At 40.1% G+C, this 24217-nt stretch carries 10 protein-coding genes, 2 tRNA genes, 3 rRNA genes and 3 pseudogenes; 11 read left to right on the forward strand and 7 right to left on the reverse strand.

Going from position 1 to position 24217, the window contains the following annotated elements; translation table 11 throughout:
- Positions 1–1116: 1116 nt before the first annotated feature.
- The 7 genes from AC2SLN_RS11910 to AC2SLN_RS11940 all read left to right on the forward strand — a co-directional run bounded on the left by AC2SLN_RS11910 (position 1117) and on the right by AC2SLN_RS11940 (position 10957).
- A 16S ribosomal RNA gene (locus tag AC2SLN_RS11910) occupies positions 1117–2653 on the forward strand.
- 170 nt (positions 2654–2823) lie between these two features.
- Positions 2824–2900 (forward strand) — tRNA-Ile (locus tag AC2SLN_RS11915).
- Positions 2901–2906: 6 nt separating this feature from the next.
- Positions 2907–2982, forward strand: a tRNA-Ala gene (locus AC2SLN_RS11920).
- A 436-nt stretch (positions 2983–3418) separates the two neighbouring features.
- Positions 3419–6271 (forward strand): 23S ribosomal RNA (locus AC2SLN_RS11925).
- Between the two features lie 179 nt (positions 6272–6450).
- Positions 6451–6565: ribosomal RNA gene (rrf, locus tag AC2SLN_RS11930) — 5S ribosomal RNA — on the forward strand.
- The 16S, 23S and 5S rRNA genes sit together here with 2 tRNA genes alongside, the layout of an rRNA operon.
- A 409-nt stretch (positions 6566–6974) precedes the next feature.
- On the forward strand, positions 6975–9302 hold the full coding sequence (tynA, locus tag AC2SLN_RS11935) for a primary-amine oxidase (RefSeq protein ID WP_486550933.1): 2328 nt from the start codon (positions 6975–6977) through the stop codon (positions 9300–9302).
- A gap of 233 nt (positions 9303–9535) precedes the next feature.
- Positions 9536–10957, forward strand: coding sequence for an aldehyde dehydrogenase family protein (locus tag AC2SLN_RS11940; protein ID WP_486550932.1), 1422 nt, complete (start codon positions 9536–9538; stop codon positions 10955–10957).
- A 463-nt stretch (positions 10958–11420) separates the two neighbouring features.
- Here AC2SLN_RS11940 and AC2SLN_RS11945 read toward each other — a convergent pair whose 3' ends face one another.
- Genes AC2SLN_RS11945 through AC2SLN_RS11960 form a run of 4 tightly spaced genes read right to left on the reverse strand, consistent with a single transcriptional unit; the run spans position 11421 to position 13430 of the window.
- Entirely contained in the window at positions 11421–11543 is a 123-nt protein-coding gene (locus AC2SLN_RS11945) for a hypothetical protein (protein WP_486550931.1), read from the reverse strand.
- A 48-nt stretch (positions 11544–11591) separates the two neighbouring features.
- Complete coding sequence (locus AC2SLN_RS11950) at positions 11592–12005, reverse strand: ExbD/TolR family protein (RefSeq protein ID WP_486550929.1); 414 nt, start codon at positions 12003–12005, stop codon at positions 11592–11594.
- A complete protein-coding gene (locus tag AC2SLN_RS11955; RefSeq protein ID WP_486550928.1) occupies positions 12005–12676 on the reverse strand; it encodes a MotA/TolQ/ExbB proton channel family protein in 672 nt (223 codons plus the stop codon). Before AC2SLN_RS11955 ends, AC2SLN_RS11950 begins: the two co-directional genes overlap by 1 nt.
- 22 nt (positions 12677–12698) lie before the next feature.
- Positions 12699–13430, reverse strand: a complete 732-nt coding sequence (locus tag AC2SLN_RS11960; protein ID WP_495057337.1) for a TonB family protein — start codon at positions 13428–13430, stop codon at positions 12699–12701.
- Positions 13431–13936: 506 nt separating this feature from the next.
- Here AC2SLN_RS11960 and AC2SLN_RS11965 point away from each other — a divergent pair.
- From AC2SLN_RS11965 to AC2SLN_RS11980, 4 genes and pseudogenes are all read left to right on the forward strand, one after another.
- Positions 13937–14549 (forward strand): annotated as a pseudogene (locus AC2SLN_RS11965) (transposase).
- A 365-nt stretch (positions 14550–14914) separates the two neighbouring features.
- Positions 14915–15665 (forward strand): annotated as a pseudogene (locus AC2SLN_RS11970) (IS5 family transposase).
- 91 nt (positions 15666–15756) lie between these two features.
- Complete coding sequence (locus AC2SLN_RS11975; RefSeq protein WP_486549901.1) at positions 15757–19080, forward strand: TonB-dependent hemoglobin/transferrin/lactoferrin family receptor; 3324 nt, start codon at positions 15757–15759, stop codon at positions 19078–19080.
- A 310-nt stretch (positions 19081–19390) separates the two neighbouring features.
- Positions 19391–20003: pseudogene (locus AC2SLN_RS11980) on the forward strand (transposase).
- A gap of 125 nt (positions 20004–20128) precedes the next feature.
- On the opposite strand, the gene AC2SLN_RS11985 reads toward AC2SLN_RS11980, so the two are convergent.
- From AC2SLN_RS11985 to AC2SLN_RS11995, 3 genes are all read right to left on the reverse strand, one after another.
- The gene (locus AC2SLN_RS11985; protein WP_486549899.1) at positions 20129–21244 is read right to left on the reverse strand and encodes a TRAP transporter substrate-binding protein; all 1116 of its coding nucleotides are present in this window, start codon (positions 21242–21244) and stop codon (positions 20129–20131) included.
- A 529-nt stretch (positions 21245–21773) separates the two neighbouring features.
- Positions 21774–22967, reverse strand: a complete 1194-nt coding sequence (pcaF, locus tag AC2SLN_RS11990; protein WP_486549897.1) for a 3-oxoadipyl-CoA thiolase — start codon at positions 22965–22967, stop codon at positions 21774–21776.
- A 173-nt stretch (positions 22968–23140) separates the two neighbouring features.
- Positions 23141–24208 carry a 2Fe-2S iron-sulfur cluster-binding protein gene (locus AC2SLN_RS11995; protein WP_486549895.1) on the reverse strand — a complete coding sequence of 356 codons (1068 nt, stop codon included), beginning with the start codon at positions 24206–24208 and terminating at the stop codon, positions 23141–23143.
- Positions 24209–24217 lie beyond the last annotated feature (9 nt).

A 24217-nucleotide genomic window follows, 5' to 3' on the forward strand; every position in this document is an offset into this window, starting at 1 on the left:
TGTACTACCCATCCTATTCTCTAGCGTTAGCTTGGACACACAAAATAACAAGAAAAGAAGCAACGCTAATAACTTATAAGAAGGTCAGTAAATTTCTAATATACATAATTGATTAATTATTCCAAAAAACTTTTGAACTGTTATAGGGGGGAGCGTAAGCCAAAGGAGAGAAATACACTATGACTGGCTGATCCTTGAGTAGTAGGATAATAGGTTAGTAGTAGGATAATAGGTAGTAGGTGTTTCTTCTAGATTACAGAAACTGGTCACTACCAAGCAATACTTATATTGAAAAACGCAGACCCTTATACAAAAAAGCTAGAAATTATGAATGTTGTATACGCTAACAAAAGTATTTAAGACGGTTACTATGCGCTCATACCAAACACTCTTATAACGTCAGTATCCAATTACAAAGACACCTTCAAAATCAGATTTTCTTAAAAGGGCAAAAAAAGCACAAAAACCGCTTGACCGCATTAAAAAAGAGTATATACTACGCCACCTGTTGAGAAGAAAGCGAACCTAGCAAGCAGTATTGATCACTTTGAAGAGAAGGGATCAGGGCAGTTGAAAAGGGAAGCGAAGTAGTAGGGTTAGGTGTTAATTGTCAGAAGGCAGGAAGCACTTAAACCGATTAAAAAAACTTCTTGACTTAGTAAAAAAAGCGTCTATAATACGCACCTCATTAAGGGAAACGAAGTAAACAACCTGACTTGAGAGAGAGGGTTTAGAGCTTTAGAAGCCTAAATGAAGAATAAATAAAAGCTTGACAGATATATAGTTAGACCATATACTAGACGGCTCACTAAGTAAGAACGGCAGATAGCTTATTATTACATTATTAGTGAATAACTTACCTCGGACGACGAGATAAGTCAACTATTTAAAAACTAGAATCAAAGAACAACTTGTGTGGATTTTTGTTGACATAGAATGCTGAAAAATTAAAGTTGGGATTATCTCTTATCGGGATAGTGACTAACTATAAAAATTATCATTCTTAACAGCAAGAAAACTCGAAGTTAATTCATTTATGAAAGAACGGAAAGAAAGAACGCCAGAAAGAATGAGCCAAGTTTTAGTAACCTCTTTAAAGGGTTACATAGCAAGATTAAACTGAAGAGTTTGATCATGGCTCAGATTGAACGCTGGCGGCAGGCTTAACACATGCAAGTCGAGCGGAAACGATGATAGCTTGCTATCAGGCGTCGAGCGGCGGACGGGTGAGTAATACTTAGGAATCTGCCCAGTAGTGGGGGATAGCACGGGGAAACTCGTATTAATACCGCATACACCCTACGGGGAAAAGGGGGCGCTTGCGCTCTCGCTATTGGATGAGCCTAAGTCGGATTAGCTAGTTGGTGGGGTAAAGGCCTACCAAGGCGACGATCTGTAGCTGGTCTGAGAGGATGATCAGCCACACCGGAACTGAGACACGGTCCGGACTCCTACGGGAGGCAGCAGTGGGGAATATTGGACAATGGGGGCAACCCTGATCCAGCCATGCCGCGTGTGTGAAGAAGGCCTTTTGGTTGTAAAGCACTTTAAGCAGTGAAGAAGACCATACGGTTAATACCCGTATGCGATGACATTAGCTGCAGAATAAGCACCGGCTAACTCTGTGCCAGCAGCCGCGGTAATACAGAGGGTGCAAGCGTTAATCGGAATTACTGGGCGTAAAGCGAGCGTAGGTGGCTTAATAAGTTAGATGTGAAATCCCCGGGCTTAACCTGGGAACTGCATCTAAAACTGTTAAGCTAGAGTAGGTGAGAGGGAGGTAGAATTTCAGGTGTAGCGGTGAAATGCGTAGAGATCTGAAGGAATACCGATGGCGAAGGCAGCCTCCTGGCATCATACTGACACTGAGGTTCGAAAGCGTGGGTAGCAAACAGGATTAGATACCCTGGTAGTCCACGCCGTAAACGATGTCTACTAGTCGTTGGGAGACTTGATCTCTTAGTGACGCAGCTAACGCAATAAGTAGACCGCCTGGGGAGTACGGCCGCAAGGTTAAAACTCAAATGAATTGACGGGGGCCCGCACAAGCGGTGGAGCATGTGGTTTAATTCGATGCAACGCGAAGAACCTTACCTGGTCTTGACATATCTAGAATCTTGTAGAGATACGAGAGTGCCTTCGGGAATTAGAATACAGGTGCTGCATGGCTGTCGTCAGCTCGTGTCGTGAGATGTTGGGTTAAGTCCCGCAACGAGCGCAACCCTTTTCCTTAGTTACCAGCGGGTTATGCCGGGGACTCTAAGGATACTGCCAGTGACAAACTGGAGGAAGGCGGGGACGACGTCAAGTCATCATGGCCCTTACGACCAGGGCTACACACGTGCTACAATGGTAGGTACAGAGGGCAGCTACACAGCGATGTGATGCGAATCTCAAAAAGCCTATCGTAGTCCAGATTGGAGTCTGCAACTCGACTCCATGAAGTCGGAATCGCTAGTAATCGCGGATCAGAATGCCGCGGTGAATACGTTCCCGGGCCTTGTACACACCGCCCGTCACACCATGGGAGTTGATTGCACCAGAAGTGGGTAGCCTAACCTTCGGGGAGGCGCTCACCACGGTGTGGTCGATGACTGGGGTGAAGTCGTAACAAGGTAGCCGTAGGGGAACCTGCGGCTGGATCACCTCCTTATTGACGCATTCGGTCAGCAAGAATTCACAACAAGTTGTTCTTTGATTTTAGTAGATAAAAGCTTTAAAAAGCTTTAGAAGATTGTGCAATAGCATAGCTTTTTGAAAATCCTATTTAAAGGATTTTCCTTGCGAAGCTAAAATTGCAATGCAATTTTTTAACGCTTCTCAGGGTCTATAGCTCAGCTGGTTAGAGCACCGTGTTGATAACGCGGGGGTCGGTGGTTCAAGTCCACCTAGACCCACCATTATATGGGGCCATAGCTCAGCTGGTAGAGCGCCTGCCTTGCACGCAGGAGGTCAGGAGTTCGACTCTCCTTGGCTCCACCATATATAAATAGACCCAGAGCTAATAAAATAGAATTAAGTGATTAGTAACTTAACGATAAGGTACATAAGCAATTACTTACTTCTGTTTTATACAGAGACAATATGACGACTGGATGACAGCGTTATTACTATTTAAAAACATAGATATGAGTTGTAATACGGTTAATACCCTACCCATCACTGAGTAGGATATTAACCAGATGACTAACCTTTTAACGACATCAGTTGTTATCCCAAGAGGTTAGTTATCGAAGGTAATAAGAGAACTGAATCAAGCGTAAATTATCAAGGTGATATCGTTATAATTACTAACCATATTTGCAAGAATCAGAATTATGAATTGGTTAAAACACCTCGGATTACTTCGAGGTTGTCTTTAGCCAATAATAAAACTGAATCTATTAAATGCGAATATTAAGACCCTTTGGGGTTGTATGGTCAAGTAATTAAGCGCACATGGTGGATGCCTTGGCAGTCAGAGGCGATGAAAGACGTGACAGCCTGCGATAAGCTTCGGGGAGGCGGCAATATCCTGTGATCCGGAGATTTCTGAATGGGGAAACCCATCTAGTGTAAGCTAGATATTCTAATTTATTAGGAAGCGAACGAGGGGAAGTGAAACATCTCAGTACCCTTAGGAAAAGACATCAAAAGAGATTCCCCTAGTAGCGGCGAGCGAACGGGGAGGAGCCGACGGATTTATATGTAGAAGAACAGAGTGGGAAATCTGGCCATAGTGGGTGATAGCCCCGTATTCGAAACATATAATGAAGCATATTAAGTAGTGCGGAACACGAGAAATTCTGTATGAAGATGGGGGGACCATCCTCCAAGGCTAAATACTCCTGACTGACCGATAGTGAACCAGTACCGTGAGGGAAAGGCGAAAAGAACCCCTGTGAGGGGAGTGAAATAGAACCTGAAACCGTGTGCGTACAAGCAGTGGGAGCGGACTTGATCCGTGACCGCGTACCTTTTGTATAATGGGTCAGCGACTTATATTCTGTAGCAAGGTTAACCATTAGGGGAGCCGTAGGGAAACCGAGTCTTAATAGGGCGTATAGTTGCAGGGTATAGACCCGAAACCGAGTGATCTATCCATGAGCAGGTTGAAAGTGCCGTAACAGGCACCGGAGGACCGAACCCACTGTCGTTGAAAAGCCAGGGGATGACTTGTGGATAGGGGTGAAAGGCTAATCAAACTCGGTGATAGCTGGTTCTCCCCGAAAGCTATTTAGGTAGCGCCTCGGACGAACACCATTGGGGGTAGAGCACTGTTTCGGCTAGGGGGTCATACCGACTTACCAAACCGATGCAAACTCCGAATACCGATGAGTGATATCCGGGAGACACACGGCGGGTGCTAACGTCCGTCGTGGAGAGGGAAACAACCCAGACCGCCAGCTAAGGCCCCAAATTCCTAGTTAAGTGGGAAACGAAGTGGGAAGGCATAGACAGCTAGGAGGTTGGCTTAGAAGCAGCCATCCTTTAAAGAAAGCGTAATAGCTCACTAGTCGAGTCGGCCCGCGCGGAAGATGTAACGGGGCTCAAACTAGGAGCCGAAGCTGCGGATTTGAAAATTGTTTCAAGTGGTAGGGGAGCGTTGTGTAAGCCTGTGAAGGTGTGCTGTAAGGCATGCTGGAGGTATCACAAGAGCGAATGCTGACGTGAGTAACGATAATGCGAGTGAAAAGCTCGCACGCCGGAAGATCAAGGGTTCCAGTCCAACGTTAATCGGGGCTGGGTGAGTCGACCCCTAAGGCGAGGCCGAAAGGCGTAGTCGATGGGAAATTGGTTAATATTCCAATACTTGTTTATGATGCGATGGAGGGACGGAGAAGGTTATGCCAGCCTGGCGATGGTTGTCCAGGTGGAAGGATGTAGGTAGATGGCTTAGGTAAATCCGGGCTGTTAATACCGAGATCTGATAGCAAGCTGTACTTGTACAGCGAAGTGGCAAATACCATGCTTCCAGGAAAAGCTTCTAAGCGATAGTCATAAACGAATCGTACCCTAAACCGACACAGGTGATCAGGTAGAGAATACCAAGGCGCTTGAGAGAACTCTGCTGAAGGAACTAGGCAAAATGGTACCGTAACTTCGGGAGAAGGTACGCTGCTGGTGGTGAAGGACTTGCTCCGTAAGCTACTAGCAGTCGCAGATACCAGGCTGCTGCAACTGTTTATTAAAAACACAGCACTCTGCAAACACGAAAGTGGACGTATAGGGTGTGATGCCTGCCCGGTGCTGGAAGGTTAATTGATGGGCTTAGCGTAAGCGAAGGTCTTGATCGAAGCCCCAGTAAACGGCGGCCGTAACTATAACGGTCCTAAGGTAGCGAAATTCCTTGTCGGGTAAGTTCCGACCTGCACGAATGGCATAATGATGGCAGCGCTGTCTCCAGCAGAGACTCAGTGAAATCGAAATCGCAGTGAAGATGCTGTGTACCCGCGGCTAGACGGAAAGACCCCGTGAACCTTTACTACAGCTTTACATTGAACTTTGACCTGACTTGTGCAGGATAGGTGGGAGGCTTTGAAGCAGATACGCCAGTATTTGTGGAGCCAACCTTGAAATACCACCCTGGTCATGTTGGGGTTCTAACTCAGGTATAACAATACCGAGGACAATGTATGGTGGGTAGTTTGACTGGGGCGGTCTCCTCCTAAAGAGTAACGGAGGAGTACGAAGGTGCGCTCAGAACGGTCGGAAATCGTTCATAGAGTATAAAGGCAAAAGCGCGCTTAACTGCGAGACCCACAAGTCGAGCAGGTACGAAAGTAGGTCTTAGTGATCCGGTGGTTCTGTATGGAAGGGCCATCGCTCAACGGATAAAAGGTACTCTGGGGATAACAGGCTGATACCGCCCAAGAGTTCATATCGACGGCGGTGTTTGGCACCTCGATGTCGGCTCATCTCATCCTAGGGCTGAAGCAGGTCCTAAGGGTATGGCTGTTCGCCATTTAAAGAGGTACGCGAGCTGGGTTTAGAACGTCGTGAGACAGTTCGGTCCCTATCTACCGTGGGCGTTGGAAATTTGAGAGGATCTGCTCCTAGTACGAGAGGACCAGAGTGGACGAACCGCTGGTGTTCGGGTTGTCATGCCAATGGCATTGCCCGGTAGCTACGTTCGGATGGGATAACCGCTGAAAGCATCTAAGCGGGAAGCCCACCTCAAGATTAGATTTCCCTTAAGAGCCGTTGAAGACTACAACGTTGATAGGCAGGGTGTGGAAGCGCAGTGATGCGTGTAGCTAACCTGTACTAATTGCTCGTTTGGCTTGACCATACAACACCCAAGTGGTTTTGTAGCTCTCTTTTTATAATAAAGAGTAGAGCAAGCTAATTATTTCGATATCATCCTGATGATTGCTTATTAATAGCAACCTTGATTCAGGTTCTTGATAAATACATAGTCAAATCAAAGTTAAGTCAACAACTTAACCAACTCATATCTATACCCCCTTTGCTGACGACAATAGCACGATGGAACCACCTGATCCCTTCTCGAACTCAGAAGTGAAACATCGTAGCGCCAATGGTAGTGTGGGTCCGCCCATGTGAGAGTAGGTCATCGTCAGCTCCCTATACCTAAAAGCCCCCCTTCATTCGAAGGGGGGCTTTTTCCTTTGCGTTAGTTTCCTTTTATTATTGCAAATAAAAACCTAATATTGAGTGAGTACAACCTAGTTATAGTGGAGCCCTTTTGCGAGCCAAAAGTGATGCTCTTATTAACGTCATTATTGATTTTAATTAAATTAATAACTCTAGGTTTTTTCAATTTGCCCAGATGATGACATTTCAATATAAATTGTGTTAATCTAAATCGTACAATTTCACAATGTGCGACATGGAAGTAATAAAAAATGGCCTAGCTTATTACTTAATGTGTAATTAAGTATGCTTAAGCGATTTTTTAGCACTATGATATTGTTTCAATGCCAAAATAGAGTAGCTATCTCTATCTTTTCAAGACAATACGGAAGTCACCTATGCAGAACTCACAATATTTCTCTCCGAGACAAATTAAAAAATCTAAACTAACCATTAGTCCGTCTCAATCAATAATAAAAACAACATTAGCTACCTTATTCACTAGTTTAATGCTTGCCTATAGTGGGCAAGCATTAGCACATGGTGGAACTGTTAAGATGGTGCCAATCGATCAAGCAATGAGCGCAGCAGGGGCAGATGTTGATTATGATGACTATTCTGATGTTTATATCATCACTAAAAACTCAACCCGAGTACAAATTAAGCCCAATGTGACAACCGTTAAGGTGAACGGTAAGCTATTAAAGATTAAAAATCCATTAGTGATAAAAAATGGCAATGCTTTAGTTCCAGATACGCTTGCTAATGAGGTATTACAATCAGGTCTAGACAATACGTTTAAAGTGGAAAGTACACCACATCCTTTGAACTCATTAAATAGTGACGAGATCGCACAAACTCTGGCGATCATCAAAAAAGAAAAGCCTAAGCAGACGAATTTACGATTTTCTGACATTCGCCTAAAACCGCCTGAGAAAAAAACTGTATGGAATAATGTACTTGATGATACACCTTATACTGCTGACCGAGTTGCTACTTTTACTATTCTAAAGGGGAATACTGTCTTTGAAGGGGAGGCAAATTTAACAAAGAATCAGTTAACTGACTGGAAGGTATTAGATAATACCTTTGGTATGGTGTTATATGATGATTTTATGGCCGTACAAGAAGCCATCCAAAACAGTCCAGAGTATGCCAAAGCCTTAAAAAAACGCGGTATAGATGACGTTACTAAGGTAGTTGGGACACCTCTTACGGTTGGATATTTTGGTGATCAAGACAATTTAGATAAACAGTTACGAGTTTTAAAGATTGTTTCTTATTTGGATGTCGGAGATGGTAATTATTGGGCGCACCCAATTGAGAACTTGGTAGCCGTGCTTGATCTAGATGAAAGGAAAATCATTAAAATTGAAGAAGGCAGTATTGTTCCTGTACCGATGACCCCTCGCCCGTATGATGGACGTGGGAAGGAGATGATTAATAGTAAGCCATTGAATATCATCGAACCTGAGGGTAAAAACTTTACAATCACTGGTAGAAATGTTGAATGGGGTAATTGGAAGTTCCATATTGGTTTAGACAGTCGCACGGGCTTACAACTGAGTACTGTTACTTTTAAAGACAAGGGTATAGATCGTAAGGTCATGTATCAAGGTAATTTATCAGGCATGGTTGTTCCTTACGGTGATCCAGATTTAGGGTGGTACTTTAAGTCTTATTTAGATGCCGGTGAATATGGTATGGGTATGCTGACTTCACCAATGGAGAAGAATATAGATGCACCGCAAAACGCTGTGTTCTTAGATGCTGTAATTGCTGATTTCGAGGGCAATACCTACAATATTCCTAATGCCATTGCCTTATTTGAACGTTATGCTGGGCCTGAATACAAACATCAAGAAATGGGACAGCCAAACGTCAGTACGGAACGCCGTGAACTTGTTGTTCGGTGGATAAGCACTGTTGGTAACTATGACTATATCTTTGATTGGGTACTACAAGCGAATGGCACAATAGGTATCAATGCTGGGGCTACAGGTATTGAGGCTGTTAAAGGGGTTTTATCTAAGACGATGCATGATGATACTGCTGCGGAAGACACCCGTTTTGGCACCTTGATTGACCATAATATTGTTGGGCCGACCCATCAGCATATTTATAACTTCCGTTTAGATATGGATGTAGATGGCGAATTTAATCACATCAATCGTATAGATCCTTTTATTGAGAAAAACACGCGTGGTGGGCCTCGAACAAGTGCTATGGCAACACGCGAAACCACAGTGAGAACAGAGTTAGAGGCACAAGAAAAATTTGATCCATCTACGATTCGTTTAATTAGTAATGCTACTAAAGAAAACCGTATGGGTAATCCAGTGTCTTATCAAATAATACCATTCGCAGGAGGGACACATCCTATTGCTAAAGGTGCTAACTTTGCCCAAGATGAGTGGTTATACAATCGTCTCAACTTTATGGATAAACAGATATGGGTTACTAAATACAAGCCTGATGAGCTATATCCAGAAGGTAAATATCCGAACCGTTCTGATAGTGATACTGGTTTAGGAATGTATACAGCAGATGATGAAAGTATTCATAACAAGGATATAGTCGTATGGCTGACCACCGGCACAACGCATGTGGCACGAGCTGAAGAATGGCCAATGATGCCGACAGAATGGGTAAACGTTCTGCTTAAGCCTTGGAATTTCTTTGATGAGACACCAACTCTGCAATTAAATCATGGCGAAAACGAGTAGCTTAACAGCACATTAGATTAGAGCTGATATTAAAAAAACCATACGTAGTATTGGATTTTTACGACTAAATAATACAATAGCCTTTAATTCTAGTACTGTTCTAAAAAATTAATAGGCTAAGTTCAATAATCATAAATATCATCTGGGGCTTTTGATTACTTTTAGCTTAGCCTAGGAAAATTATTTTTAGTATCTGGTATATAACCAATAAATAAATTGTATAAGGAAGTACAATGGAAAATTTTAAACTCATAATTAATGGAAATAGTGTCGCGACGACTGATTATACGGATGTTATAAATCCTGCAGATAAATCAGTGGTTGCTAAATGCCCAAAGGCAACAACTGAGCAATTAGATGAGGCTGTTTCAGCAGCTAAAACCGCTTTCCCAGCGTGGTCATCACTAAGTATGGCTGAGCGGCGTGATATGTTAATGCAACTCGCTGACGCTGTGGAAGCAAATGCAGAAGCGTTAATGACTCTGCTAACTAAAGAGCAAGGTAAACCTCTCGAAGGTTTTGCTAACTTAGGTTCTGGGTTTGAATTTGGTGGTACGTTGGCATGGATCCGTGGTACAGCGAGTATGACGCTAGAGCCAGAGGTTATTCAAGATAATGAAACAGCACGTATTGAGTTACACCGTAAACCACTTGGTGTGGTAGGTTCTATTACTCCTTGGAATTATCCTTTACTCATCAGTATTTGGCACATTATTCCAGCTTTGTTAACAGGTAATACTGTTGTTATGAAGCCGTCAGAAATGACACCATTAACGGTGTTACGTTTTGGCGAATTAGCCAAAGACATTCTTCCCGCTGGTGTTTTAAATGTTGTTACTGGCGCTGGAGAGATTGGTGCTGCAATGTCGTCACATGATGATATCAGTAAGATTGTATTTACTGGCTCGACACCTACGGGTAAAGCCATCATGAAAAGTGCTGCTGGCAACCTAAAGCGCTTAACTCTAGAGCTTGGCGGTAATGATGCAGGTATTGTATTGGACGATGCGGATATCGAAGCCAGTGCGCCAAAAATCTTTGCGACCTCTTTCATTAACAATGGTCAAACATGTGCCGCTTTAAAGCGCCTGTATGTGCATGAGTCCGTACATGATGAGCTTTGCGAAGCATTAACAAATATGGCTAAATCGATGAAAACGGGTAATGGTCTTGATGAAGATACCGACTTTGGACCACTTCAAAATGAAGAACAATTAAACATTGTTAAAGAGTTGGCAGAGGATGCTAGAACGCGTGGAGCAAACTTCTTATGTGGTGGTGAAGTTACGGATGATAGTGGTTACTTTTACCCCCTTACTTTAGTTAATAATATTGAAGATGGTGCAAGGTTAGTTGATGAAGAGCAGTTTGGGCCTATTTTGCCGATTATCAAGTTTAGTGATGTGGAAGATGCCATAGCTTCTGCAAACCGGTTGGCTTTCGGTCTAGGAGGCTCGGTTTGGTCAAAAGATTTAGAAAAGGCGCAACGCATCGCTTCTCGCTTAGAGTGTGGGACTGTATGGGTCAATAACCATGCCATGATTCAGCCTGACGCTCCATTTGGAGGCACTAAGGACTCTGGTTTTGGTGTGGAGTTTGGCGAAGCAGGTTTAAAAGAGTTTACCTACATTCAAACGGTGCAGGTATTTAAATAGGGTAATTTTTATAAAATACTATAAAGCATTACGCTAAAAGCTAATTGCAGCCTTAAAAAGCTTGCTAGTTTGATACAAAAAGCTTAATTAACCTGAATTCGGGATAAGAAAAAAGTATAAAAAAAGAAGTCCAAAATTGCGAAGTTTGTCTTGGTAAACTTACTTTAGCAATTTTGGACTTCTTTTAGTTTTTTCTTATCCCGAATTCAGGATGTAATATGCACAAAACCCTTTCTAATGTTGTCTCTTGTCAGCTAAAAATCTTTGCCCACTCCGGCTTTTATATCATATTTTTTAAGCCGTAAATGCTTTTCCACCCCTAAATAAACCTAAGTGTCTGTGTTCACACCATTAACTATCACTGTGCTATTTACAAGCTCTGTCCTACTGCCTTATCATTAGGATTAGTATCATCTGGCTTATCAGAGTCTGTATCCTCATTCCCAGAAGGCTTATTTCCATCTTAAGGTGCAAACGACTTGTTGTATTCTGGAACAATATTAGTATCAAAGCTTCCCCCTCCACAAGCAGTTAATAAAACAGGAAGAATAAACACTAAGCTTCTACTATTAAAGAGAACATGCATAGATTTAACTCCTAAAGAGAATAAGACTTTCCGACTCAAACATCAAAATTATTTATTAACCGTCACAAAACCAATTTTTTTTAAACCCGCATTCTGAGCAGATTCCAAAACTTTAACAATATTGCGATATTCCACGGCAACATCAGCAGAAATAGCAACCACTGTATTTTCATCTTGATTAAATTGCTGTGCAAAATAAGCATCTAACTCATCATTGTTCATATTTTTTTCACCCACATAGATACCAGATGAATTGATGGCTACTCTAGAAATATGTTTAGGTTCATTCTGCTGTTCGACATTTGCGGTAGGCAGCTCTAATGGAATTGACTGAGTTAAGACTGGCATAGTAATCATAAATACAATCAACAAAACCAACATAACATCAACAAGTGGTGTCACATTAATCTCCGACATCAGCCTCTGAGAAGCAGAAGATTTATTAAATGAACCAAATGCCATTAGACTTTCTCCTTATGATTTAGTAAATAAATATATAAATCATGAGCAAACGCATCTAAATCTTCTGAGAGGTTACCATTTAAACGTGTGATAGCGTTATAAGCTAACACCGCTGGTATGGCAACAAATAGCCCTAATGCGGTAGCAACTAATGCTTCGCCGATGGGGGCTGACACGGTGGCAATGCTAACTTGCCCCTGTTGGCTTATATCCATTAATGCATTAAATATCCCCCAAACCGTACCAAATAGCCCAACAAAAGGAGCAACTGCACCAATAGAAGCAAGCGTGACTAACCCTGATTCAAAAGGACGCATTGCCTGCGTAATCGCATTGCTAATGTTTAATTTAAGATAGTCTTTAAGTGATAATTGGGCTTGTAAACCGCCAACACTTTCTTTGTCTTGTTGATATTTTAGGTAACTTGGTAATACTTTTTTTAGTACACAGGCAATAACAGAAGCATCATTATTTATGGCATCTTGTACAGCTTTGATGTCATTGGCTTGCCAAAAATTGTCTAACATACACTTATTTTTAGCTCGCATGCCCTTAATTTTAATTAAACGTATAACAATGACACTCCAAGAAATGATACTCATTAAAACCAGAACAAGGAAAGAGATGTGTAACACCGCATCTTGTTGCTCAATAATATGCATTAAATCCATAACAAACCTCTAAAAAATAAGATTAAGCGGCATTACCGCATTTAAAATTAATTGTAAAAACAACATCACTTGCCACAGGTTGACCATTTGATTTTCCTGGGCTATAAATATGATTTGAGGCAATACGTTTTGCCTGGTTATTCAAGCGTTTTACATCAGATGGTGATACAATCTGCACATTTTGAGCTCTACCCTGCTCATTTACAGACACTTTAAGCGTTACTCGTCCTTCATCATCAGCTTCATCAGAGATGTCGGAACAAGCCCCTTTCATTGCGCTGCCATACCCTGCCCCTAATGATGCTTCTGTGGTGCTATTAGCTTGACTACCACCTTGAGATGATGCACTACCACTATTTGTACCACCTTTCGCCCCGTTTCCTGCTACTTGTCTACCTTTATCGCCACTTGGCTGTTCATCTTGAGACGAGGCTTCATCACCAGCCTGACTGATCGAGGTAGCCTGAGAGATAGTTTTGGTTGGCAAATGAGAGATATTTTCGCTAGACTTTTTAAGTTCAAATCTATTGTCAGTCTTTTTTTCTGGTGACTTAAGCGGATCAGGTAATTTTTTATTATCTGTTTCAATAGGTTCAGGCTTTTGTGCTATGTCAGCTACATCATTTACCTGTGTTGATTTAAACTCTTGAGGCTTAGGTGTATATGGAGGAATAGGTGCATGATCCTGAGGTTGCGCTAGCCCTATTGATGGGGCGGAGTCTGTGATAGATTGTGATTGTGTTTCTATTGTCATATCCTCAACAGCCCTTGCAGAGACTAATCCCTCTATAGTATTTCCAAAAACAACCTCATCTAGATTCATTTCTATCATTTGTAAACTTTCGAAAGAATCATCAACTTTAACTTTTTGAAAAGAAGCTTGCGCAAGTAGCCACCCTAAAACAAAGTGAATAATAAGGACCACCAACACTATTAAAAAGGAACTAGTTCGACACTGTTTCATTTGCATTTGACCTATAACACTACAATCAATCGACCTTCGTAAAATCTAACTATTGAAAAGTAATAATTATTTAGATAATAATGATTCTTATTATTGTTTATAAAAAACGTTGCAAGTGTATATATTATTATAAGATAAGTAAAGTAAAGTATTAGGGTGTGTTGACAATTACCGTAAATGAATAACAGTAGCTGCTAACTAACCTGAATTCGGGATAAGAAAAGAGTATAAAAAAAGAAGTCCAAAATTGCTAAAGTCAGTTTACCAAGACAAACCTTGCAACAAGGACTTCTTACATGGACAACCTAATTAAACTTACTGCCATATTGACGACTTTTATCAAACATTCAAACCTGAGTTTGAACGTTATCTTATTGAAAACAGCGCAAAGCGATTAAGACCATGCAAGATAAGTGTACCAGAGATGATGATGACCATATTGGTACTGTTTCATCAACTGCGTTATCGGCAGTTTAAAGGTTTTTATTATCATCATATGCTAGGCATGATGAGACGCGAGTTTCCTAACCTGCCAAGCTATTCACGGTTTATTGAACTAGTACCAATAACGATTATGCCACTTTGTGTCTACCTTAAAGGATTGATGGGTACATGCACAGGACTGAGCTTCGTTGATGCCACCAATTTATCGGTGTGCCATAACAAACGAATCTATCGTCATAAAGTATTTGACGGCATTGCTGAGCGAGGCAAAACAAGTATGGGGTGGTTCTACGGGTTTAAGGTTTAAGCTTCATGCCATTATTAATCATAAGGGAGAGTTAAAGGTATCGTAGTTTGACAGGCTTTGCGACTAACTTATTAGCAGGATTAATTGCTTATGGTTGGTTTCCCTATAAGCCGACACTAAAGAATGTGTCAGCTTATGGACAGGTCACTAAGCTTTAAGAGATTTTAAGGGCTTTTAAGAGCTTATCCCGAATTTAGGTTCGTTTAGGTATTCGGTATAGGCGGCATGACATGAGTGACGGCTTACGGTGAAGGTTTTTCCAGGAGCGATGGTTATACGGTGTTTGCTAGACTTGCTCTTACGACAGCTAATACGATGTCTCAGTTGAAATAAGGCTTACCTGATTACTACTTGTGCCAGAAATTACGGTAACTTTCTGTTAGATTTGCGTAAGTGCTATTATTGAATTAACTTTTCTGTTATCGTAAGCATTAATTTAAATGATAATAATAACTATTTAGGTTATCATTTAAAAGAACTAGGGTGTGTGGACATATAGCAATAAATTGACAACTATACTCATATGACTAGACCAACATTAAGTGACGCCCAATGGTCAAAGATAGCCTCGCATTGTGCAGGTAAAGACACTGACGTAGGTAGAACAGCGATAGATAACCGACTATTTATCGAAGCGGTACTATGGATTATCCGTACTGGCAGTCCATGGCGAGACTTACCGCCTGAATTTGGTAACTGGAGCAGTGTCTATAAGCGTTACCGTAGATGGGTAAAAAGTGACAGATTTAGCAAGATATTTGAAGCTCTAAATGACCCAGATTTAGAGTATGCCATGATTGATGGCACTATCGTTAAAGTACATCGTCATGGGCAGGGTGCAAAAGGGGGGGGCTTGTCGTCAGGCAATTGGCAAATCTAGAGGCGGTATGACGACTAAAATCATGGCAGTGGTTGATGCGTTAGGTAACCTCGTTGATTTTACCCTATTAAAAGGACAACAGCATGATATGGCTGGTATTAAACCTTTGATCAAAGACAAAGAGTTTGGTGCATTACTTGCTGATAGAGCCTTTGATACTGATTGGCTACTGCTTGATTTAGAGGAGCGCGGTAGCAAAGCGGTCATACCTCCTAAACGCTCTCCTTTAAAGCACCGAGATTTCGATAAAGAGATGTACAAATGGCGTCATTTAATTGAGAACTTCTTTTGTAAACTTAAAGATTTCAAGAAAATTGCCATGCGTGCTGAGAAAACGGATGACTCATTTGCTGCTAATATCTACCTAGCTGCAACCCTTATCCATTTGCGGTAATTGTCAACACGCCCTAGTTGAATTTATATATTTATCAGAGACAATGCATATGCTAAAAGCTGTGCCTTTACGTTGATTAAGGATAAACTGAATGCGAAACAAAAAGCTCCAACTTTATATCATATTTTGTGTATTGTACAGTAACTGTAGTATTGCAGCAGAGACTCAACTGGCTGATGTTCATATTCAAGGTAATAAGAAATTACATAAAAAATCTACAGAGCTTACCGGTCTTGGTAAAGAAGTTAAAAGCTCTAAAGATCTAGATAAAGAAATGGTAATGGGTATTCGTGATTTGACTCGTTATGACCCAGGTATTGATGTTGTTGAACAAGGACGGGGCGCTAGTAGTGGTTACTCTATAAGGGGCATGGATAAAAACCGGGTAGGTATATCCGTTGATGGCATACCTCAATTATCACATTACACAGTTGAGCGTTTTGGAAAATCTGCCGCTAATGATATCTTCAGTGGTGCAATCAACGAAATAGAATATGAAAACATCAAAAATATCGAAATTAGCAAAGGTGCAAGTTCTTCTGATTTTGGCAGTGGCTCTCTTGGTGGTAGTATCAGAATGCAGACCAAAGATGCACAAGATATTGTTAAATCAGGAAAAAACTGGGGGTTAGATGTCAAATCTGCTTATAGCAGTAAAAATAGCAATTTATTAAATTCTATTGCTTTTGCTGGTCGTCATAAAAATGCTGATTTTCTGCTAATTCATACCCAAAAAGATGGTAAAGAGACTAAAGTACATGAGGATGTTTTGGATGAATCATTCGATGTTGCACATTCTCAATATTACTTTGTTGGTCCCGCATATGATGAGGAAGGGAATGAAACAGGCAAGGATAATACAAAATATTTTACCATTCAAGATGAAAACGGTAATCAATCTGAAAAATTTATTGATGCACAATTTTTTCCTTCAAATTTTACTAGAAAAAAGATTAAGCTTGATCAACCAGAGCATTTAAAAACAGATGGATACTTAAAATGGTATCATGTCTGTGACCCACAATCTAAAGATTGTATAGGAGACAAATTAAAAAATAAAGTTCATGCTTATGAAGCTACTCCACAGCAATTAGGATGGCCATATTTGATTTATGAAAAAGAAGATAGTACTCCCTATACATATGAAAAAATTTTTGATAAAGACTTAACAACACGCGAAACTATTAGTGCTGAAAATTATACTGGCAAAGATAGTCCTACTCCTGATAAGTTGAATTATAATTCTAACTCTACATTAGCAAAATTTGGATATCAGTTTGATGATAATAAACGCATAGGTATTGTTTATGAAAACACAAAACAAAAATACAATATCAGAGATATGCACAAACCTGCTTATTGGAAACCAGATGAAGAATTTAAAAAACTCATTGGTCGTCGTGGCAAAGGTAATTATATAGCTCATTCTACTAATCCAGCTCATAACCTCATACTGCCACTGAGCGATCCAATATCATTGGCACGTGCTGAAGCAGATCCGAATGTACGCGTTAATGATCCAACCAATCCTATTATTAAAGTGTATGATTCAAACAAAAAGGACTATATAGATCATTTTTTATATGTAAATAAAAATACTTTGAAAGATGGTAAACGTATACCGTACTACAAAACCGAAGTAGTTGATGGCGTAGAAAAACTTGTTGCTGTTGATTATTATTGGAACGAAAAACTTATTGATATAGTACCAGGAAAACCAATTATTCTTGAAGAAGGATTTAAACCTAAAGAAGTAGGTCTCATTTCAAGTGACGTACATGGTACAAACTATCGTTATACTCGTTTAAGGCATATCGATGAAGTGCATAATAAAGAAAGGGCAGGCTTAACATGGCAACAAAAAGATTTAAAATTTTTTGATGATGTCAATTTCACTTATGACCTTCAGCGTATCAACACTAAAACAACAGAGCATATCCGTAACTGTTCTGAGTATCCGACTATAGATAAAAATTGCCGTGCAACAATGGATAAGCCATACTCATATTATGAAACACAAACTCATAACTATGATGAGCAACATCATATCTTTAAAGCTGATGCAAATACCACATTTAATACAGGGTCATGGAAACATAGGCTGAATATATTAGCAGGTCATGATCTTGCAGATGCTAAGGTACAACGGACAAACTATTATGCTGAAAATGCTGTTGTGAGAATGGAGAAAATAGGAGGTAAGGGCACAAAAGACAATCCTTATGTTTATGTAGTCGATAAAGCATCCACAGGCTTATATACCACCAACAACTGCAGCAATGATACAAGTGCATCAGTAGGCTGTAATTCATATGACTTAACCTCAAAAAATACCTTTATTGGATTTAATGATAAGATTAAAATCAATCCTTATTTAGACTTAGGCTTGGGTTTACGTCATGACCATCATAAAGTTGAGACCGATAGTGGATCAATCAATGCTGATTATAATAATCTTTCTTACAATGTTGGAGCAGTCATCAAACCAACAAAAAATATCTTTTTATCTTATCGCATGTCTAATGGTTTTCGTGTACCCACCTTTCATGAACAATTTGGCTATGAGGAAATAAGAAAGTTCCCTTATGCCAGCAGAAAGCTGTCTCCTGAAACAGTAATTAATCAAGAATATGGGCTTGGTGTGAAAGGCAATTATGGCTTACTTGAAATGAATTATTTTAACAATAAATATAAAGATCTTATTGTTGTGGGAAGATATGCAGGTTTTGATTCGGAAGATGAAGAGGCTAAGATCAATTATCGCAATTTGGAAAATGCCACTTTAGATGGTATCAATATTTATGGGCACTTAGATCTTAATAGTGTTTATAACAAGGTTCCAGATGGCTTATACTCTACCTTCCACTATAATAAACTAAAGGTAAAAGATCGTTATTTAAATACTCACGATAAAAAAGTAGAGATAGACGGTAAAATTTATGATGCTCAATTAGAGATATTGGGGTCTTCTTTTGAAGCTATTCAGCCTGCTAAGTTTACCTTTGGCTTAGGTTATGATAGTCCTGATGACAAATGGGGCTTGCAGGCAATGATGGTACATTCAAAAGCGAAAAAATACAGTGAGATACTCTCTAGTCGCAATACAAGTCGAGATTGTGTCGGTGAGTCCAAAAACGGCCTTTGTCTATCAGGAGAGTTCACAGAACCAGAAATACCCGTTGTTTATAATATACCCAAGGCATGGACAACCTATGATTTAATTGGTTACTACAAGCCAACAGATTATATGACAATTCGTGCAGGTGTATTTAATGTCTTTAATAAAAGATATACAACTTGGTCTGCTTTACGCCAAGTTTCCGAAAACTCTATTCATAAACCAGAAGGAAACAATTATAATTATTTAACTGCCCCAGGTCGCAACTTTTCACTTGCAGCAGAATTTAAGTTTTAATTAAAAGTTTTAATAAACAAAAAAGTCTATTAAAGCAGTGGCATAATAGTCATTTTTTTAAACCCTGAGTTTCATCATATCACCTAGATAAAATGACGATAAATATTAAAACGCGTTACTCATTATTATCAATGGGTTGCGCGTTTTTTTGTGAATGGAATAAAGTGTAGTGGTCAAGTATTTTTAGACAGTATTTAAGAGGTTTTGATTAAAACAACCTGAATTCGGGATAAGAAAAGAGTATAAAAAAAGAAGTCCAAAATTGCTAAAGTAGTTTACCAAGACAAACCTTGTAACAAGGACTTCTTACATGGACAACCTAATTAAACTTACTGCCATATTGACGATTTTTACCAAGCATTCAAACCTGAGTTTGAACGGCATCTTATCGAAAACGGCACAAAGCGATTAAGACCATGCAAGATAAGTGTACCAGAGATGATGATGACCATATTGGTACTGTTTCATCAATTGCGTTATCGGCAGTTTAAAGGTTTTTATTATCATCATATGCTAGGCATGATGAGACGCGAGTTTCCTAACCTGCCAAGCTATTCACGGTTTATTGAACTAGTACCAATAACGATTATGCCACTTTGTGTCTACCTTAAAGGATTGATGGGTACATGCACAGGACTGAGCTTCGTTGATGCCACCAATTTATCGGTGTGCCATAACAAACGAATCTATCGTCATAAAGTATTTGACGGCATTGCTGAGCGAGGCAAAACAAGTATGGGGTGGTTCTACGGGTTTAAGGTTTAAGCTTCATGCCATTATTAATCATAAGGGAGAGTTAAAGGTATCGTAGTTTGACAGGCTTTGCGACTAACTTATTAGCAGGATTAATTGCTTATGGTTGGTTTCCCTATAAGCCGACACTAAAGAATGTGTCAGCTTATGGACAGGTCGCTAAACTCTAAGGTGGCTTGAGGGTTTATCCCGAATTCAGGTTAACTAGAAGCGATAGGCACCTCTAGTTAGGCTGTTATTTATGATAGCGATTTAACACTCTTTAAAGTTTCAGTTTAAGAAAACCCCATTCTTTCTAACTTTTACAAGCGATACTGGCTTCTTTAGCCTTTTGATAAGTACCATCAGCATCTAGGCCTAGAGATCTAACATTGTCCAAGTATTTCTGTGTGCCGGCTTCTAATGGGACCTTCCAAGCTGGATCGTTCAAAGGATCTGGAATGTTTATGATGGTATCACCTTTAGCAATCGCTTCATCTAAATACTTCTTATCTTCTCTATCAAAAACTTGACCAGCTAGATCAGCCATGACCTTACCTGAGTTGTGATCAATAACCTTTTTAAGGTCATCAGATAGATTGTTATATGAGTCTTTATTCATAGTCACAAGTAACGCAGAGCTATAAAAAGGCATGTTCGTATGATTGTTGACAAGTTCAGTCAATCTGAAAGATCCTGTAGGACTCCAAGGAAGGCTCATACCGTCAATAACACCACGCTCTAATGAAGTATATAAATCTGGTGCAGGTAAGCCAACAGGTGATCCGCCCGCTGCTTCGATGATATCCCCAGCAATGGCAGAGGGACGACGAATACGTAGTCCTTTCATATCAGCTGGAGTACGAATAGGTTTGTCAATAGAGTGAATAACCCCTGGTCCAGCACCCATCATAAACAGTAAATGAGTATCTTCGTATTCACTTGAAACCAAGCCCTCATCATATAATTTTTGTAGCATACAGCTCATTTGACCTGCTGTGTTTGATAGACCAGGCAGTTCTGCAATTTGCGTTAATGGAAAGCGGCCAGCGGTGTAACCTTGAGCTTGAACACCGATATCTACAGTACCTTTTGTTGCGGCATCATAGGTAACGGCAGGTTTACTAAGGGTGGCTGAAGGGTATATTTCAACTTTAATCCTACCTTTAGATTCCTGTTCGACTTTTTTTGCCCATACATCAAATACATCCGTATGCATTGCTGCAGTAGCTGGCCAAAAATGTGAGAATCTTAGAGTTGTTACCTCTTTTGGATCAACATTTGAGGCCGTATCAGATTCAGATGTAGTATTAGTGCTCGTTGTATCAGTAGTAGTTGATGGCGTATTTTCTGGTTTGTCAGAGCATGCAGTGATACTCATTGCAGAAGCTATTAGTAGTGATATTAAACTTGTTTTGAAATTTAAAAACATTTTATTTCATCCTTGATGATAAATAATTCTAATCCCTAGAGTTTTTCTAACTGTCACAAATAGGCTAAAGCGCGGCATTAGCGTTATCCTAGAGATATTCCTTTATGGTACTTTTATATATCGTATTTCTATGACATTTATTAAGGCTAGCCTTATTTAAGTAAACTTAAATTTTTAGGCAAGAAGAGGGTAATATTTGCCTTACTTTTTATAAACTTATATTCTTATTTAAACTTATATCGAGCAACAGAAAATGTATTTCACTCTTGACCTTATAACTGAGTTTTGGCCACCTCGTTATAGAAATTAACAACTTCATAATTTGGTATAATCAAATGAATTTAAGCCAGTGACAGTAGCATCCAATTATCCACTTTTGTGGTACAACGCTACTTTCTTAGTTCCTTAGTTCCTTAGTTCCTTAGTTCCTTAGTTCCTTAGTTCATTTTGTTATACCTATTTTTCCTCCTTCCTCTTCTCTGTATTTAAAAATAATGAGTTCAAGATATGATTTTCTAAAAATTTAGCGCTATACGGCCTCGATTGCCATAGCAATACCTTGCCCAACTCCGATACACATAGTGATTAAAGCTTTACTACCCGCTTTTCCAGCAATATCAGTGACCGCACTACCCGCTATTCTAGCACCTGAAGCACCTAACGGGTGACCTAAGGCAATAGCCCCACCATTAGGATTAACCCTTGGATCATCTGGCTTGAGGCCGAAGTGATTAAGCACTGCTAAGCTTTGACTGGCAAAAGCTTCGTTTAGCTCTATGATGTCGAAATCATCCATCGTCAAACCTGTTCTCTTAAACAGTGTTTCCACGGCAGCGATAGGACCAATACCCATGACTCGAGGCTCAACACCACGAGAGGCTGTTGCAATAACTCTTACTTTTGGCTGTAAATTGTTTTTGTGACACGCATCTTCAGAGGCGAGTAGTAGAGCAACGGCACCATCATTAACGCCTGAGGCATTACCTGCTGTTACTGTACCACCCTCAAAAATAGGTTTTAGTTTTGCCAGCTTTTCAATAGTGGTATCGGGGCGTGGGTGTTCATCCTTATCTACAACAATCTCGCCTTTTTTGCGATCATGATAAACCACTGGTACTATTTCTAGGGCTAAACGTTCTGTGGCATTCGCTGCCTTCATTTGTGAGTGATAGGCAAACTCATCTTGTGCTTCACGAGAAATGTTATAGTCTTTAGCGACATTTTCAGCAGTTTGTGGCATGGAATCACTACCATATTGTGCTGCTAATTTTTTGTTTGTGAACCGCCAGCCAATAGTCGTGTCATATATTTCAGCATTACGATCGAAGGCTTTGGTGGGTTTGCTCATTACGAAAGGTGCTCTAGACATTGATTCAACGCCACCCGCTAATACGATATCGGCTTCATCAGCTTTAATAGTTCGTGCTGCTAAACCAATGCAATCAAGTCCAGAACCACATAATCTATTTAGAGTGGTACCAGGCACTTCCACAGGATAACCTGCTAATAAAAGCGCCATACGTGCAACATTTCTATTGTCTTCACCTGCTTGATTGGCTGCACCGAATAAGCAGTCATCAATCAATTTTGGGTCGAAGTCATTATTTTCACGAATCTGCTTCAATACTATGGCAGCAAGATCGTCGGGTCTAACAGACGACAAAGCTCCTCCATAACGACCAAATGGAGTGCGGCAATAATCTACAATATATACATTTTTCATGGTATCACTCGATATCTTATATTGATGGTATGTGATTGTTTCATGGCGCTGATTATAGAGGATAATACGACCACAATGACGGCAGATACAGTTGCATAATAACTATTTTAGAGCCATAAGTTCTTGATAATAAACAATCAGAAGTCAAGCTAGCAACGGCTTTAAAGCTTTAACTAGACATCAAAGTCTACAATGGCAGTTTCAGATTGAATATGAGCCTGACATGTTAATATATATCCATTATCAATTTCATCGTCTTCTAGACCATAACTAACATCCATAGTCGCAGAACCACTAACAAGCTTAGCCTTACAAGTTGCACAAACCCCGCCTTTACAAGCAAAAGGCACGCTAGCACCAGCTTCAATGGCAGCATCTAATACATTCAGTCCTTCAGGCACATCTACAAGCTGCTCGCGCCCACCAGAGATAACGGTTATTTGTTTCTCATTACCGTCTCTCACGACTGGACGTCGAACCGTTTGACTTGTTGGTGTACCAAATAATTCAAGGTGAATGGTTTTTTTATCAACCCCTTTATCAATTAGTGCAGATCTAAAACCCTCAATTATGGGCATAGGTCCACATAGATACGTGTGATCAAGCTCTTTAAGATTAACAAATGACGTGAGTAACTTATCAAAACGATCACCCTCTGGTCGAGAAGATAATAGCTCTAAGTCACGAGGTTCACGAGTCAAAACATTGACGACTGAGAGTCTATCCATATATTTATTTTTTAACGCTTCAATTTGTTCAAAAAACATAATGGTTTTTCGTTTGGCATTAATATATATGAAATCTATTTTTGTGTGTTCCGTATTCTCCAATAAGTAGGTCATCATAGATAGAATAGGAGTAACGCCACTACCAGCAGCGACAAAAAGATACTGATGGGCTTCTTGCATTATGGCGTCATCATCTAAAGGCAAACAAAAGTCGCCTTGAGGTGCCATAATTTCTATTGTGTCACCAACTTGGATGTTTTTGTTGACATGTTCAGAAAACACCCCCTCAGGCACATGTTTGATACCAACGCGAACAAAGCCATCACCTATCTGGCAAATAGAGTAGAATCTCTCTTCATCTTTATCTGCAATGCGTGTTTTTAGCTTTAGATGTTGACCAGGTTTAGCTTTAAACTGATTGGATAATTCTTGGGGGATATCAAATCTTAAGGTAACTGCGTCTTCAGTTTCAGGAAGCCTTTCATTTACTTTAAGAGGATAGTAAATTGACATAATTATTCC

This window comes from Psychrobacter sp. CX90 (assembly GCF_057396305.2).